This window comes from Lentzea waywayandensis, from assembly GCF_900115955.1.
Classification (GTDB): Bacteria; Actinomycetota; Actinomycetes; order Mycobacteriales; family Pseudonocardiaceae; genus Lentzea; species Lentzea waywayandensis.
Genome location: NZ_FOYL01000005.1, coordinates 26,272 through 39,065 on the forward strand (window position 1 = coordinate 26,272; position 12,794 = coordinate 39,065).

14 protein-coding genes are annotated in these 12,794 nt (G+C 69.8%); 4 read left to right on the forward strand and 10 right to left on the reverse strand.

The genetic code is table 11. From position 1 onward, the window contains the following. Positions 1 to 3: 3 nt before the first annotated feature. The gene (pheS, locus tag BM417_RS20265; RefSeq protein ID WP_093596521.1) at positions 4 to 1,071 is read right to left on the reverse strand and encodes a phenylalanine--tRNA ligase subunit alpha; all 1,068 of its coding nucleotides are present in this window, start codon (positions 1,069 to 1,071) and stop codon (positions 4 to 6) included. Between the two features lie 150 nt (positions 1,072 to 1,221). On the opposite strand from pheS, the gene BM417_RS20270 reads away from it, so the two are divergent. Together BM417_RS20270 and BM417_RS20275 are read left to right on the forward strand one after the other, a co-directional pair. Further along, a complete protein-coding gene (locus tag BM417_RS20270; RefSeq protein ID WP_093597883.1) occupies positions 1,222 to 2,973 on the forward strand; it encodes an HSP90 family protein in 1,752 nt (583 codons plus the stop codon). A gap of 2 nt (positions 2,974 to 2,975) precedes the next feature. Further along, positions 2,976 to 5,678 carry a tetratricopeptide repeat protein gene (locus BM417_RS20275; RefSeq protein ID WP_093596523.1) on the forward strand — a complete coding sequence of 901 codons (2,703 nt, stop codon included), beginning with the start codon at positions 2,976 to 2,978 and terminating at the stop codon, positions 5,676 to 5,678. A 108-nt stretch (positions 5,679 to 5,786) separates the two neighbouring features. On the opposite strand, the gene BM417_RS20280 is transcribed toward BM417_RS20275, so the two are convergent. Beyond that, positions 5,787 to 6,695 (reverse strand): S41 family peptidase, encoded by a 909-nt coding sequence (locus BM417_RS20280; RefSeq protein ID WP_093597886.1) that lies wholly within the window; start codon positions 6,693 to 6,695, stop codon positions 5,787 to 5,789. Between the two features lie 59 nt (positions 6,696 to 6,754). Here BM417_RS20280 and BM417_RS20285 point away from each other — a divergent pair, with 59 nt between their 5' ends. Then, positions 6,755 to 7,912, forward strand: a complete 1,158-nt coding sequence (locus BM417_RS20285; RefSeq protein ID WP_093596526.1) for a cytochrome P450 — start codon at positions 6,755 to 6,757, stop codon at positions 7,910 to 7,912. On the opposite strand, the gene BM417_RS20290 is transcribed toward BM417_RS20285, so the two are convergent. The 4 genes from BM417_RS20290 to infC all read right to left on the reverse strand — a co-directional run bounded on the left by BM417_RS20290 (position 7,900) and on the right by infC (position 10,063). Next, positions 7,900 to 8,742 carry a TrmH family RNA methyltransferase gene (locus BM417_RS20290; protein ID WP_093597890.1) on the reverse strand — a complete coding sequence of 281 codons (843 nt, stop codon included), beginning with the start codon at positions 8,740 to 8,742 and terminating at the stop codon, positions 7,900 to 7,902. The two genes, BM417_RS20285 and BM417_RS20290, sit on opposite strands and share 13 nt — an antisense overlap. Further along, positions 8,739 to 9,128 carry a 50S ribosomal protein L20 gene (gene rplT / locus BM417_RS20295; RefSeq protein WP_093596529.1) on the reverse strand — a complete coding sequence of 130 codons (390 nt, stop codon included), beginning with the start codon at positions 9,126 to 9,128 and terminating at the stop codon, positions 8,739 to 8,741. Before rplT ends, BM417_RS20290 begins: the two co-directional genes overlap by 4 nt. A 79-nt stretch (positions 9,129 to 9,207) precedes the next feature. Continuing rightward, entirely contained in the window at positions 9,208 to 9,402 is a 195-nt protein-coding gene (rpmI, locus tag BM417_RS20300) for a 50S ribosomal protein L35 (RefSeq protein ID WP_030481724.1), read from the reverse strand. 49 nt (positions 9,403 to 9,451) lie between these two features. Further along, on the reverse strand, positions 9,452 to 10,063 hold the full coding sequence (gene infC / locus BM417_RS20305) for a translation initiation factor IF-3 (protein WP_093596532.1): 612 nt from the start codon (positions 10,061 to 10,063) through the stop codon (positions 9,452 to 9,454). Positions 10,064 to 10,361: 298 nt separating this feature from the next. Between infC and BM417_RS20310 the strand changes: the two genes are divergently transcribed. Further along, complete coding sequence (locus BM417_RS20310) at positions 10,362 to 10,703, forward strand: DUF1844 domain-containing protein (RefSeq protein ID WP_093596535.1); 342 nt, start codon at positions 10,362 to 10,364, stop codon at positions 10,701 to 10,703. On the opposite strand, the gene BM417_RS20315 is transcribed toward BM417_RS20310, so the two are convergent. The 4 genes from BM417_RS20315 to BM417_RS20330 form a co-directional block, all read right to left on the reverse strand. Next, a complete protein-coding gene (locus BM417_RS20315) occupies positions 10,684 to 11,091 on the reverse strand; it encodes a hypothetical protein (protein WP_093596538.1) in 408 nt (135 codons plus the stop codon). The genes BM417_RS20310 and BM417_RS20315 overlap by 20 nt on opposite strands. Continuing rightward, positions 11,088 to 11,744, reverse strand: coding sequence for a hypothetical protein (locus BM417_RS20320; protein ID WP_093596541.1), 657 nt, complete (start codon positions 11,742 to 11,744; stop codon positions 11,088 to 11,090). Before BM417_RS20320 ends, BM417_RS20315 begins: the two co-directional genes overlap by 4 nt. Next, positions 11,741 to 12,331: a hypothetical protein gene (locus BM417_RS20325; protein WP_093596544.1), complete on the reverse strand. Its 591-nt coding sequence runs from the start codon at positions 12,329 to 12,331 to the stop codon at positions 11,741 to 11,743. The genes BM417_RS20320 and BM417_RS20325 overlap by 4 nt, the downstream gene beginning before the upstream one ends. A 75-nt stretch (positions 12,332 to 12,406) precedes the next feature. Continuing rightward, positions 12,407 to 12,787, reverse strand: coding sequence for a RidA family protein (locus tag BM417_RS20330; RefSeq protein ID WP_030481733.1), 381 nt, complete (start codon positions 12,785 to 12,787; stop codon positions 12,407 to 12,409). Between the last annotated feature and the right edge of the window lie 7 nt (positions 12,788 to 12,794).

Sequence of the window (12,794 nt, forward strand, 5' to 3'; positions counted from 1 at the left end):
GGATCAGGCCTCCGTTCCGAATGGCTGGGTGAAGCGGACATCGCCTTCGACCATGTCGCGCATGTCCGGCAGGCCGTTGCGGAACTGCAGCGTGCGTTCCAGGCCCATGCCGAACGCGAAGCCCGAGTAGACGTCCGGGTCGACGCCGGTGGCGCGCAGGACGTTGGGGTTGACCATGCCGCAGCCGCCCCACTCGACCCAGCCCGCGCCGCCCTTCTTCTCCGGGAACCACACGTCGACCTCGGCCGACGGCTCGGTGAAGGGGAAGAAGCTCGGGCGCAGACGGGTCTTCGAGTCCTCGCCGAACATGGCGCGCGCGAACGAGTCGAGCGTGCCCTTGAGGTGGCCCATCGTCAGGCCCTTGTCGACCGCGAGGCCCTCGACCTGGTGGAACACCGGGGTGTGCGTCGCGTCGAGCTCGTCGGTGCGGAACGTGCGGCCGGGGCACACCACGTACACCGGCAGGTCGCGGTCGAGCAGCGTGCGGGCCTGCACCGGCGAGGTGTGCGTGCGCAGGACCAGCTGCGAGTCACCCGGCGCGATGTAGAACGTGTCCTGCATCGAGCGGGCCGGGTGGTCCTTGCCGAAGTTCAGCGCGTCGAAGTTGAACCACTCGGTCTCGAGCTCGGGGCCCTCGGCGATCTCGTAGCCCATGGCCACGAAGACGTCGCCGATGCGCTCGGCGAGCGTGGTGATCGGGTGGCGCGCGCCGCGCGGGAAGCGATCCCAGGGCAGCGTGACGTCGACGGACTCCTCGCGCAGCACCCGCTCGTCGCGCTCGACCTGGAGCACGGCATGGCGCTCGTCGAACGCGGTCTTGATCGCGGACTGCGCCTCGTTCACCCTCTTGCCCGCCTCGGCCTTGGCCTTGGGGGGCAGGGCGCCGATCTCGCGGCGGGCCAGCAGCACGGGCGACCGGTCACCGAGGTGGCCGGGCTTGACCGCGGCCAGTGCCTCGAGGTCGGCAGCTCCGGCGAACGCCTCGCGCGCCTTCTGCACGGCCGCGTCGAGGTTCTCGGCCGACAGCGCCGCGACCTGCTTCGGGTCGTACGGGTCGTTGGCTCCGGACATGGTTGGTGGACAGCTCCCAGGTTTTGATCCACACGCGGGACGAATCGGTAATCAACAGGCCGATCCTAGTGGGTGCGCTGTTGACCGCTCCGGGACGTTCCGTTAAAGAGCGGCACCGGCCCCGTGGTCGTCCCTAGGATGGGCGGCATCATGTCGCACACCTTCCGCGTCGACCTGCGCGGCATCATCGACCTGCTCAGCCACCACCTGTACAGCAGCCCGCGCGTCTACGTGCGTGAGCTGCTGCAGAACGCCGTCGACGCGATCACGGCGAGGCGTGAGCTCGACCCGTCCTGCCCCGCCGACGTCACGATCACCTGCGGCTCCACGCTGACGATCACCGACACCGGTGTGGGGCTCACCGAGACCGAGGTCCACGAGCTGCTGTCCACGCTCGGCCGCACCTCGAAGCGGGACGACCTGGGGTTCGCCCGCGAGGGGTTCCTCGGCCAGTTCGGCGTCGGCATGCTGTCGTGCTTCCTGGTCGCCTCGTCCGTGACGGTCGTCACGCGGTCCTCTCGCGGCGGTCCGGCCGTGCAGTGGGAGGCGGACTCGTCCGGCAACTACACCGTGTCCGTTGTGGACGGTGACGTGCCGATCGGCACGACGGTGAAGCTGAATGCCTCGCGCGGCAACGAGCACTGGCTCGAAGCGGACGTCGTGCGGCCGTTGGTGAGCGACTACGGCGATCTGCTGCCCGCCGCCGTGACGCTGGACGGCGTCGTGATGACCCGCGGCGAACGGCCGTGGGATGACGAGGACGCCGATCTCTCCGAGTACTGCGAGCAGGTCCTCGGGTTCACGCCGTTCGAGGCGATCCCGATCGAGGTCGAGGCGGCGGGACTGACCGGCGTCGCGTTCGTGCTGCCGTCCGGGGTCCATCCCGGGACGCGCCAGACGCACCGGGTGTACCTGAAGCGAATGCTGGTCGGCGACAACGTCGAGGGCCTGCTGCCGGACTGGGCGTACTTCGTGCGGTGCGTGGTCGACGCGTCCGCGATCCGGCCGACGGCGTCGCGCGAGTCGCTCTACCAGGACGAGATGCTGCTGGCCGTGCGCGAGGAGCTCGGCGAGCAGATCCGCGACTGGCTGATCCGGCTGGACGCGATCGAGCCGCGCCGGGCCGGTGAGCTGCTGGCCGCGCACCACCTGGGCATCAAGTCGCTGGCCCGCTCGGACGACGAGATGCTGCGGCTGGTCGAGCGGTGGCTGCCGTTCGAGACCACCGAGGGCGCGATCCCGTTGCGGCAGTTCAAGCGCAAGCACGGCGCGATCCTCTACATCCCGGACGTCGACGAGTTCCACCAGCTGGCGCCGGTCGCGGCCGCGCAGGGCCTGGGTCTCGTGAACGCCGGCTACGCCTACGACATGGAGCTGCTGAACCGGCTCAGCGCGCTGGACGGTCCGGCCGTCGCGCGCCGGGTGGCCCCCTCGGAGCTGCTGGCGGCGCTGGCCGACCCGGAACCGGCGATCGAGACGGCGCTGCGGCTGCGGCTGTCGGAGGGCGCGGCGGCACTGGACCGGCACGACTGCGACGCGGTGATCCGCGACTTCGACCCGGTCTCGCTGCCCGCGTTGCTGATCAGCAACGCCGAGCAGCAGCGCAAGCTCGACACCGAGCAGACCGCGGAGGAGGTGACGGACCCGTTGTGGGCGGAGCTGCTGGGTCAGCTGACCGCGGGAACCGGTTCGTCACGCCCGGAGCAGCTGGTGCTCAACTGCCGCAACCCGTTGGTGCAGCGGCTGGCACGGTTGACCGATCCCGCGCTGGTGGAGCTGACGCTCGAATCTCTTTACGTGCACGCCGTTCTGCAGGCTCGGCGAGCGATGCGACCGAAGGACACGGCGGCGCTGAACCGCTCGTTCCTGGAACTGCTGGACCGCGCTGTTGGGGGTAAGTGAACATGGCCGACTTCACCGCCGAGGACGCGGAGAGGGCGTTCCTGGAGGCGTACAACATGCCCACGGGCATGCCGAAGCACGAGGCGCTGGAACGGGCCGCGCGCATGTCCGACGCGCTCGGGCACCTGCCGCTCGGGGTGTCGTGCCGGACCGCGTTGATCGACTCGGCCTACTACCTGTCGCGCTACGACCTGATGCTGGCGCCGTTCGCGTGGGTGCGGGCCGCCGAGGAGAAGGACCCCGAGGCGTTCAACGAGTACGAGGTCCACTCGCTGAACTGGGCGCACAAGTGGATCGCGACGGGGCTGCGCCGGGACCCGAAGTTCTCGCTGGAGCAGCTGCAGGCCGTGATCGGCCAGCTCGCGGACCGCTACGGGAAGCTCGGCTTCTCGGTGCAGCCGGTGTACGGCGCCCGCGCCGAGTACGCGTACCACATCGGTGACATGGTCGGCCTCGCCGAGCAGCTCGGGCGTTACCTCGCCACGGAACGTGGGCCGATGGCGGACTGCGAGGCCTGCGTGATCGAGGAGCAGGTCTGGATGCTGGCGCGGCTGGGCCGCCACCAGGAGGCCGCCGCGCACGGCTGGGAGGGCCTGTCGGGCAACACCGGCTGCGCCACGCAGCCGCAGGGCATCCTGTCCGCGCTGCTGTGGCCGTTGCTGGAGACCGGCGAGGTCGAGAAAGCCGCGCACGCGCACACCACGGCGTACCGGTTGATCAAGGACGACGAGATCACCTCGTACGTGCACGAGCACATCCGGTTCTGCGCGCTGACGGGCAACCTGTCGCGCGGCGAGGAGATCCTGCGCCGGTCGCTGCACAAGGTGACGGGCGTGCAGCTGCCGGCGGACGAGATGTCGTTCGCGGAGTGCGCTTCCGTTCTGCTGCAACGCCTTCCGGCCGACACGGTGTTCGAGGTGCCCGCGGTCGGTACCCGGACGGCCGCCGAGTTGCTCGACCGGCTGTCGAAGCGCGCGATCCAGCTCGCGAAGCAGTTCGACGAGCGCAACGGCACGTCCGCGTGGCTCGACCGGATCACGCAGTCGTTGGAGCAGAAGGACTACCCGGCGGTCGAGCTCGCGGTGCCGGCCGCACCGGTCGTCGCGCCGGTCGAGGACTCCGTCGTGTTCGGCGACCCGGTGGAGATCGCCGAGTCGATGGTGCTGCTGTACGAGCAGGGCGACTTCGTGAAGGCGCGGCGAATGCTCGACTCGCTGCCCGCGGACATGGACTCGTTGCTGCCGCCCGATCTCGCGGCGCACGCGGGCATCCGGCGGATGACGACCGGGCTGGTCCCGTTCGACCCGGCGGCGTTCGACGCGCTGCTGACCGCGCTGCCCGCCGACCTCGCGCTGCGGTACCAGGCCCGGCTCGCGATGGGTCTGGAAGGCGGCCTGGAGCTGGCCGAACGGTGCCTGGCCGAAGCGACGACGGACTACACGCGGACGGTCGCGGCACTGACGCTGGCCGAGCTGCACGACGGCGCGCACGCGCACGAGCGGGCCGACGAGATGATCGCGCTGGCGTCCTCTTTGGACGTTCCCGAGCTGCGCGGCCGGGTCAGGATCGAGTCCGCGGAACACAGGGCACGGCAGCAGGACGTCGAAGGCGCCTACGCGGACGTGCTGGCGGCGATGGCGGGCGAGCTGCCGTTGAACGCGCGGTTCGAGGGCTACCGGCTTCAGCTGCGGCTGGAGACCGTGCTGCACAAGGTGCCGGAAGCGGTGGCGACGGCGCGTGCGTTCGTGTCGGCGTTCCCGCTGCCGGAATCGGCGGAGGCGCGCTGGTACCAGGTCGCGGCGATCCAGGAGCTGGACCAGGAGGGCGCCTGCCTGGGCGATCTCCGCGAGGCCGTGGCGATCTCGCGCGTGCACCTCTCCCCCGGCCACACCGCGCACTTCTGCTTCGCGCTGAGCGGCGGATACGTGCAGACGGACCGGTTCGTCGAGGCCGCCGAGGTGCTCGAGGAGTCGTTGCGGCTGCTCCAGGACGGTCAGGAGGACCTGCGTCTGCAGGTGGTGTTCCGGCTCGGGCAGGTGTGCCGCAAGCTGGGCGAGCTCCCGGCGGCCGAGCGGTACCTGCGCGAGGCGTCCGAGCTGCTGCCGCCCGAGGAGACGGGCCGGCGGGCGTTCCTGCTCGACGCGCTCGCCTCGGTGCAGGGCCGGCTGGACAAGCACGACGAGGCGATCGCGTCCTGGCGCGCCGGTGCCGCGCTGTGGCAGCAGGAGGGCAACCTGTCGGAGGCGATCGGCTCGCTGGTCGAGCTGGCGTCGAGCCTGCCCGACGAGGAGATCACCGAGACGCGCGCGGCCGTGGACGAGGCCGAGGCGCTGCTGCCGTCGCTGGACGACCCGACCGAGGTCACGCGGCGGCAGGCGGAGATCGCCGCGATCCGCGCGTGGGTGCACGGCCAGACCGGTGAGTTCGCGCTGGCGATGAAGCAGTACCGCGACGCCGAGGCGCTGGTGGTGTCGCTGGGCGACGAGGGCTGGCGGGTGTTCGTCGTGCTGAAGGCGGCGCACGTGCTGCTCAACGCCGACGACGCCGAGGGCGCGGAGGCCGAGGCGCGCCGGGCGGCATCACTGCTGCCCGACGACAACCAGGTCTCCACCGTGCTCTCGATGTTGTCGGAGGCGTTGCGGCGCCAGAACAAGCCGTCCGGCACCGATCCGCTCGTGCGCGAGCTCACGGCCCGACTGGACTAGCTGGTTGTCGGCTCGACGCGCTTTTCGTCGAGCCGACAACCAGCTACTGCTCTGGGGTGGATCGTTCGGAGATGTGCGCAGTCGCCTTTTCGTCGAGCCGACAACCAGCTACAGCTCTGGGGTGGATCGTTCGGAAGTGTGCGCAGTCGCCTTCTCGTAGGCGACCTCGAACGCCTCGTCCGCGGGCACGCTGATGTGCGGGACGACGCCGACGCCTTCCCAGTTGGTGCCGGAGATCGGGTTGATGGCGCGGCCGTTGGGGATGGACGACTTGAGGTGCGGGCCGACCCGGTAGCGGTCGCCGGGGTGGGCGCCGCCCTTGGTGGTCTCGCCGATGAGGGTGGCGCGCTCGTTCTGCTGGAGGTTGTAGCTCAGTTCCTCGGCGCCGGAGAACGTGCGGGCGCTCGTGAGGACGTAGACGGGCTTCTTGCCGCCGAACTTCGGGCCCGGGACGTGCGCAAGCGTCCAGAACTGCTGGGTGGTGTCGTCCGGGCGGTTGTAGATGTCGTTGAGGTGCACCGGTTCGTCGAACAGGTAGCTGCAGATCAACTGGACCGTGTGCGGGTCGCCGCCGCGGTTCTCGCGCAGGTCGATGATCAACGCGTCGGTGTGCGCGATGAGGTTCATCGCGGCGACGTAGGCCGGCGTGGCGATCTCGGCGTCGTGCAGCAGACGGAGGTCGAGCAGGCCGACGTTGCCTTCGAGCCGCTCGACCTTGTGGATGCCGAACGCGTCCAGTTCGGCTTCCTTCTTGTAGGCCACCGGGTCCCAGGCCGACTCCTGGCCGGTCTCGGGGACCTCCTCGGCGCTGTAGAGCAGCCGGAGGTGCTTGTCGCCGTTGACCGACTGGAGGTCCGCGGTCACGCGCGCCGCGAACTCCTCGTCATCGTCCACATCGGAGTAGGCACCCTCGTCCTGGCGGGCGCGCAGGACTTTCGCGATCTCGTTGGCGGTGTCCGGAAAGACGTAGTAGGAGGCGAGCTGGGAGCACAGGAGTTCGATCTCTGGTTCGCGCACCGGCACACGATACGAGACGCCCGCCGAACCGCCAGCGAATTTCAGGCGTGGTAACAGGTGTGCATCCTGACTGGCAGTTCGACCACATCGATCCGCTGCTGTCCAACCCGCTGAACGAGGTGCTCGCGGATCTGCGCGCGCAGTGCCCGGTCACGCACTCCACCAAGCACGGCGGGTTCACCGCAGCCCTCACCTACGACCTGATCAAGCAGATCTTGGGCGACCACGGCTCGTACAGCTCCGCGCACGGCATCGCCATTCCGCGGCTCACGATGACCGGCAAACCCCCGATCGACTACGACCCTCCGCTGCACACCATGTACCGCAAGATCCTGCAGCGGCACTTCACCCGCGCCGCCGTGGCGAAGTACGACGACACGTTGCGCGCGTTGGTCCGGCAGCGGATCGAGGACGTGCTCGCGCGCGGCGAGGGCGACCTCGTGACGGACCTCGCGCACTACCTGCCGCCGGCCGCGATCGCGTTGATCCTCGGCATGCCGCCCGAGGACGGCCTGAAGTTCGTGCGCTGGCTGGAGGTCATGTTCGTCGCGGCCCGCACCGGCGATCCCAAGACCGGCGGGCGGGCCTACCAGGAGTTCCAGGAGTACATCGCCGGCCAGTTGGCGCAGCAGCGGGCGGCGGGCGCCGACACGGTGGCGCTCGCCATCGCGGACGGGACCGTGGACGGGCGGCCGCTGACATCCGACGAGCAGATCAACATGTTCACCATCCTGATCATCGCCGGGCACGAGACGACCGTGCACGGCCTGAGCTCGATGCTCTACTTCCTCGCCACCGTGGACGGGTTGCGAGCGCGTCTTCTGAACGAGCCCGCGCTGCTGTCCAAGATGATCGACGAGTGCCTGCGGATCGAGGCACCGGTGGTGGGGATCGCGCGGACGGCGCTGCGGGACACGGAGGTGGTGTCCGACGGCGAGAAGGTCGTGCTCGTGCTGAACGCAGCCAACCACGACCCGGCGGTGTTCTCCGAGCCCGCCGAGTTCCGCTGCGAACGCGACCGGAACCCGCACCTGGCGTTCGGGTACGGCGTGCACCGGTGCGTGGGCGAGCACCTCGCGCTGCTGGAGATGCGGGTGGTCGCCGAGGAGGTGCTCAGCCTGCTGCCGGACTACCGGTTCGCGGCGGACTTCCGTCCACAGTGGATCGGCGGGAGGATGACCAGGGGCATCGAGTCACTTCCCGTTCAGCTGCGCTGATCCCTGGCGGAGGCGTACAGGCAGACGGCGGCCGCCGTCGCGAGGTTCAGGCTCTCGGCGGCGCCGTACAGCGGAACCTTCAGCGACGTGTCCAGTTTCGCCACGACGTCGTCGGGCAGGCCGTGCGCCTCGCTGCCGAACACCCACGCGGTGGGCCGGCTGAGGTCGCCCTGGGCCGAGGCCTCGACCAGGTCCTGTTTCGCGTAGCCGTCGGCGGCCACGAGCCTCAGGCCGGCCTGGCGGCACGCGGCGAAGACCTCGTCCGCGTCGCGGGACCGGGCGATCGGCAGGTGGAAGAGCGAGCCGGTGGAGGCGCGCACGCACTTGCCGTTGTGCGGGTCGACCGTGTCGCCCGCGAAGATCACCGCGTCCGCTCCGGCCGCGTCCGCCACGCGCGTGACGGTGCCCGCGTTGCCGGGGTCGGAAACGCCGTAGAGCACGGCGACGAGGCGCGGAGTTCCTTGCAGCGCTTGGTCGAGAGGCTGCGGGACGGTGTCGCAGACCGCGACGATGCCCTGAGGCGTCACGGTCTCCGACAGCGAGTCGGCTGCCTTGTCGGTGACCTCGCTGATCCGGATGCCCTGGTTCGAGGCGCTCTGGAGCAGTTCGGCGTTGCGCTGCGCGGCCGTCGCCGTGACGAAGAGTTCGTGCACCTCGCCGCCCCGCCAGGCGAGTGCCTCGCGCACGGCCTGGGCGCCCTCGACGAGGAAGCGGCCCGCCTTGTCGCGGCCCTGGCGGCGGGTCAGGTGGCGAGCAGCAACGACCCGAGGCGTCCGTTCGGTGAACGGATCTGCCTCGGGTCGGTGGTGCGCGCGAGCGTTGTCGCTCAGGCCTGGCTCCCGGCCGGAGCGTTCACGTCGGCCGGGAGCGCCTTGCGGGCGATCTCGACGAGCGCCGTGAAGGCGGTGGCGTCGTGGACGGCGAGGTCCGCGAGGATCTTGCGGTCGACCTCGACACCGCCCAGGCGCAGGCCCTGGATGAGGCGGTTGTAGGTCATTCCGTTCGCGCGGGCAGCGGCGTTGATGCGCTGGATCCACAGCTTGCGGAAGTCGCCCTTGCGCGCACGGCGGTCGCGGTACGCGTAGTTGAGCGAGTGGAGCACCTGCTCCTTGGCCTTGCGGTACAGCCTCGAGCGCTGGCCGCGGTAGCCGCTTGCCAGCTCGAGAACGGTACGACGCTTCTTCTGGGCGTTTACAGCCCGCTTGACGCGTGCCACGGGTACATCCTGTCGATCTCATGGGGAAACCGGCGTCGGGGGCCGGTTTCCCGAGTTAGCTAGGGGGTGTCGAAGCGGGTCAGAGACCGAGCAGCTTCTTGATGCGCGGGGCGTCGTGCTCAGACACGACCGCGGTGCCGCTCATGCGACGCGTCACCTTGCTGGACTTCTTCTCCAGGATGTGGCGCTTGCCGGCCTTCTCCCGCAGGATCTTGCCGCTGCCCGTGACCTTGAAGCGCTTCGAGGTCCCGCTGTGCGTCTTGTTCTTCGGCATTTCCGTCCTCGTCTCGTGCTACCCACCGGGTCGGGGGCGGGCGTGCGTCCTACGCCTCTTCCGAAGCGGTGTCGTCCGCCTCGGGCGCGTCGTCGTCCTGCTTGACCACGCGCGGCTTGATGTTCTTGTGCGGCGCCAACACCATGATCATGTTGCGGCCGTCCTGCTTCGGGTTCGACTCGACGAAGCCCAGCTCCGCGACGTCCTCCGCCAGCTTCTGCAAAAGCCTGTAGCCGAGCTCGGGGCGCGACTGCTCGCGACCGCGGAACATGATGGTCACCTTGACCTTGTTCCCGTGCGAGAGGAAGCGGGCCACGTGGCCCTTCTTCGTCAGGTAGTCGTGCGGGTCGATCTTCGGGCGGAGCTTCTGCTCCTTGATGACCGTCAGCTGCTGGTTCCGACGAGACTCGCGAGCCTTCTGCGCCGTCTCGTACTTGAACTTGCCGTAGTCCATGAGCTTGCAGACCGGCGGGCGAGCCTGAGCGGCGACCTCGACGAGGTCGAGATCCGCTTCCTGCGCGAGTCGGAGCGCGTCCTCGATGCGAACGATCCCGACCTGCTCACCATTCGGCCCGACCAGACGAACTTCCGGCACCCGAATGCGGTCGTTGATGCGCGGCTCGGTGCTGACGGGTGCACCGCGGTTCGAGGGACTTGTCATTCACGTCCTTTGAGACTCGGTTGCGCCAAAAACAAGAGCCCCGTCACCGTCTCCCGGTGAAGGGGCCCGCTTCCGACCGATCGCACCTCAGAACAACCTGCACCCGCGTGCCTGTCGCCTGGAGGACCGGACCCGGCCACCTCAAGAAGCGGTGAACGCGGGTGGGAGCGGGGCTCCACTTGCCGCTCTCGCACTAACGAGAGCTGGTCGCGTCCGAAATACTAGCAGACGCTCTTGTCAACCCCCGAATCGCGGCCCTGTGACGTCGCCCCTGCCGGGGTCCTTGCTTGAATAGGGCGTGACCGATCCGCTTGAAGACAGCATCCGTGACCTGGGCGATGTCCCCAGCATCGAGGTGATCAGCCGGGCCGCGGTGATGCTGCTGTCCGCCTCCGCGGAGCGCCTGGGCCTCGCCGACCCGGACCCCGACAACTCCCCGCGCCGCGACCTCGACGAGGCCCGCCGCCTGATCACCGGCCTGGCCGGCCTGATCACGGCCACCTCCGAGTACCTCGGCCCGCACGCCGCTCCGCTCAAGGACGGCCTCCAGTCGGTGCAGCGCGCGTTCCGCGAGGCCTCCGCCGTGCCGGACGAGCCGGGTCAGGGTCCCGGCGAGAAGTTCACCGGTCCCGTGTACTGACCGGCGGAGCCAGGTTCAGCAGGCCGGCTACGAGCGTCATCTCCACGTAGGTGCCCTCGTAGCCGGACTCTCTCATCGCCCGCGCCGCCTCCTGGGCCTCCCCGATGGAGAACCCGAGCGCGTCGCGGAACGCCTTCAGCAGTACTCCGCCTCGAACGGACCCGTCGGTGAGCGTCAGGCGGTAGGCCCCGTGCCGGGCCAGGATCTCGTCGCGGATCCGGGCGGGCGCGCCCTGTCCCCGGTCGCACGAGGCGACCTGGCACCCGGCGCACTGCCGGTCTTCCTCCCACCGGAGCTCGCCGTCCTGCACGAGCTGCACCGCCCAGCCCGTGCACGGCGCACCGCAGTTCTCGCACGGCTCTTCGAACTTCGCCGCCTGGCTGATCACTCGGCGCGCACCACGACCGGCTCCCACGGCTCGGCCCTGACCTGGAACACCGCGCTGGCCCGTTGCCCGGTCGCGGCCCGGAAGGTGATGGCGGAGCCGTTGTGGAGCGGACCCACCTCGAGGTGCTCGACCGGCGGCTCGTCGTCGTACTGGGAGAGCCCGAGCACCCGGCTGCCCGGCACCACGGACACCGTGAGCTGCTCGATGACGGCGGGCCCGCCGAAGTAGCTGAGCCGGAACTCGTCGGGCGCGCCGGGCGTGATGGCGAACGTCGGCATGCCGCTGCGGCTGCCGCGGGCGGCGATGACCTCGACGAGTCCGTTGACCTGTGCCGTCATCTGCTGGGCGATGAGCAGCGCCTCGTCGGCCAGCATCCGGGACGCGGTGGCCGCCTCCGCCGCCTTCCCGACGGCCTCCTCGGCCTTCGCCGCGGACTTCTTCGCCTCCTCCGCCACGTTCTTGGCCTGGAAAGCGCTCGCCGTGGCCTGCTCGACGGCCTTGCGCGCGGCCTGCGCCTCCTCCTGGGCCCTGGTGGCGGACTCGTGGGACTTCTTCGCGGCGTCCTGGGCGTGCTTGGCCTCGCGGGCCTGCCACAACGACACGGCCACCGCGCACATCGCCACGACCGCGGCGACCACCGCCAGGGCGATCATGCCCGCACCCCCACCGAGGCGAGCTGACGTCGTGCCAGCTCGTCGATCACGTCCGTGTCCCCGGTCCGCCAGGCCACCGCGGGATCACCGTCGAACTTGCCGAGCTCCCGCGGCGACAACGATGTGAGCGCTCTCAGCGCCAGCAGGTCCGGCATGCCGCGCAGGCTCGCGGTGTTGGCGGCCTTGCGGGCGTACCGGAGCCGCAACGGCAACCAGGTGACGAGCAGGAACAGGACGGGGACGACGACCAGTGCCGCCGCGAGCCAGAACGCGGAGTCCTCGACCACGCCGATCTGCGCGTTGCCCGCGTTGGTGAGCGTCTCGCCCGCCTTGCTGCCGTTGCCCAGCGCCCCAGCCAGATCCTCGCCCACGAACGGCACGCCCCTGGCCTTGCCGGCGGCGTTGGTGAAGGCGTCACGGATGCTGCCGCCCGCGCTGACGAGGCCGTCGCCCGGAGCTCTCAGTTCGAGCACCCAGTCGTGAACGGTGGTCGCCACCCAGATCCAGAGCCCGATCCAGCCGACAGCGAGGAGGTCGGCGATCAGCTGACGCGTGAACCTGACAGGTCTGTCCGCGTACCACTTCATGCGCGGATGGTGTCACAACGGCAACGGCGGTCCGGAGTGCCGCTGAGCACCCGGACCGCCGTTGCGACGAACGGCTCAGTCGACGACGGCCAGCGCGTCGATCTCCACCAGCAGACCGGCGGGCAGCCCGACGTAGACGGTGGTGCGGGCGGGCGCCGGGTCCGTCACGAACTCGCCGTAGACCTCGTTCAGCTCCGCGAAGTGCGCGGTGTCGGTGAGGTAGACGCGGATCATCACCACGTCGTCGATGGACGCGCCGCCGGCGGCGAGCACGGCGTGCAGGTTCGCGAACGTCTGGCGCGTCTGCTCGGCGACGGTGGTGCCGACGATCTCGCCCGACTTCGGGTCGAACGCGACCTGGCCGGCCACCTGAAGGATGTTGCCCTTGCGCACACCCTGCGAGAAACGGGCCACCGGCTGCGGAGCGTCAGCGGTCTTGATCTCAACCTTGGACAACGTAATT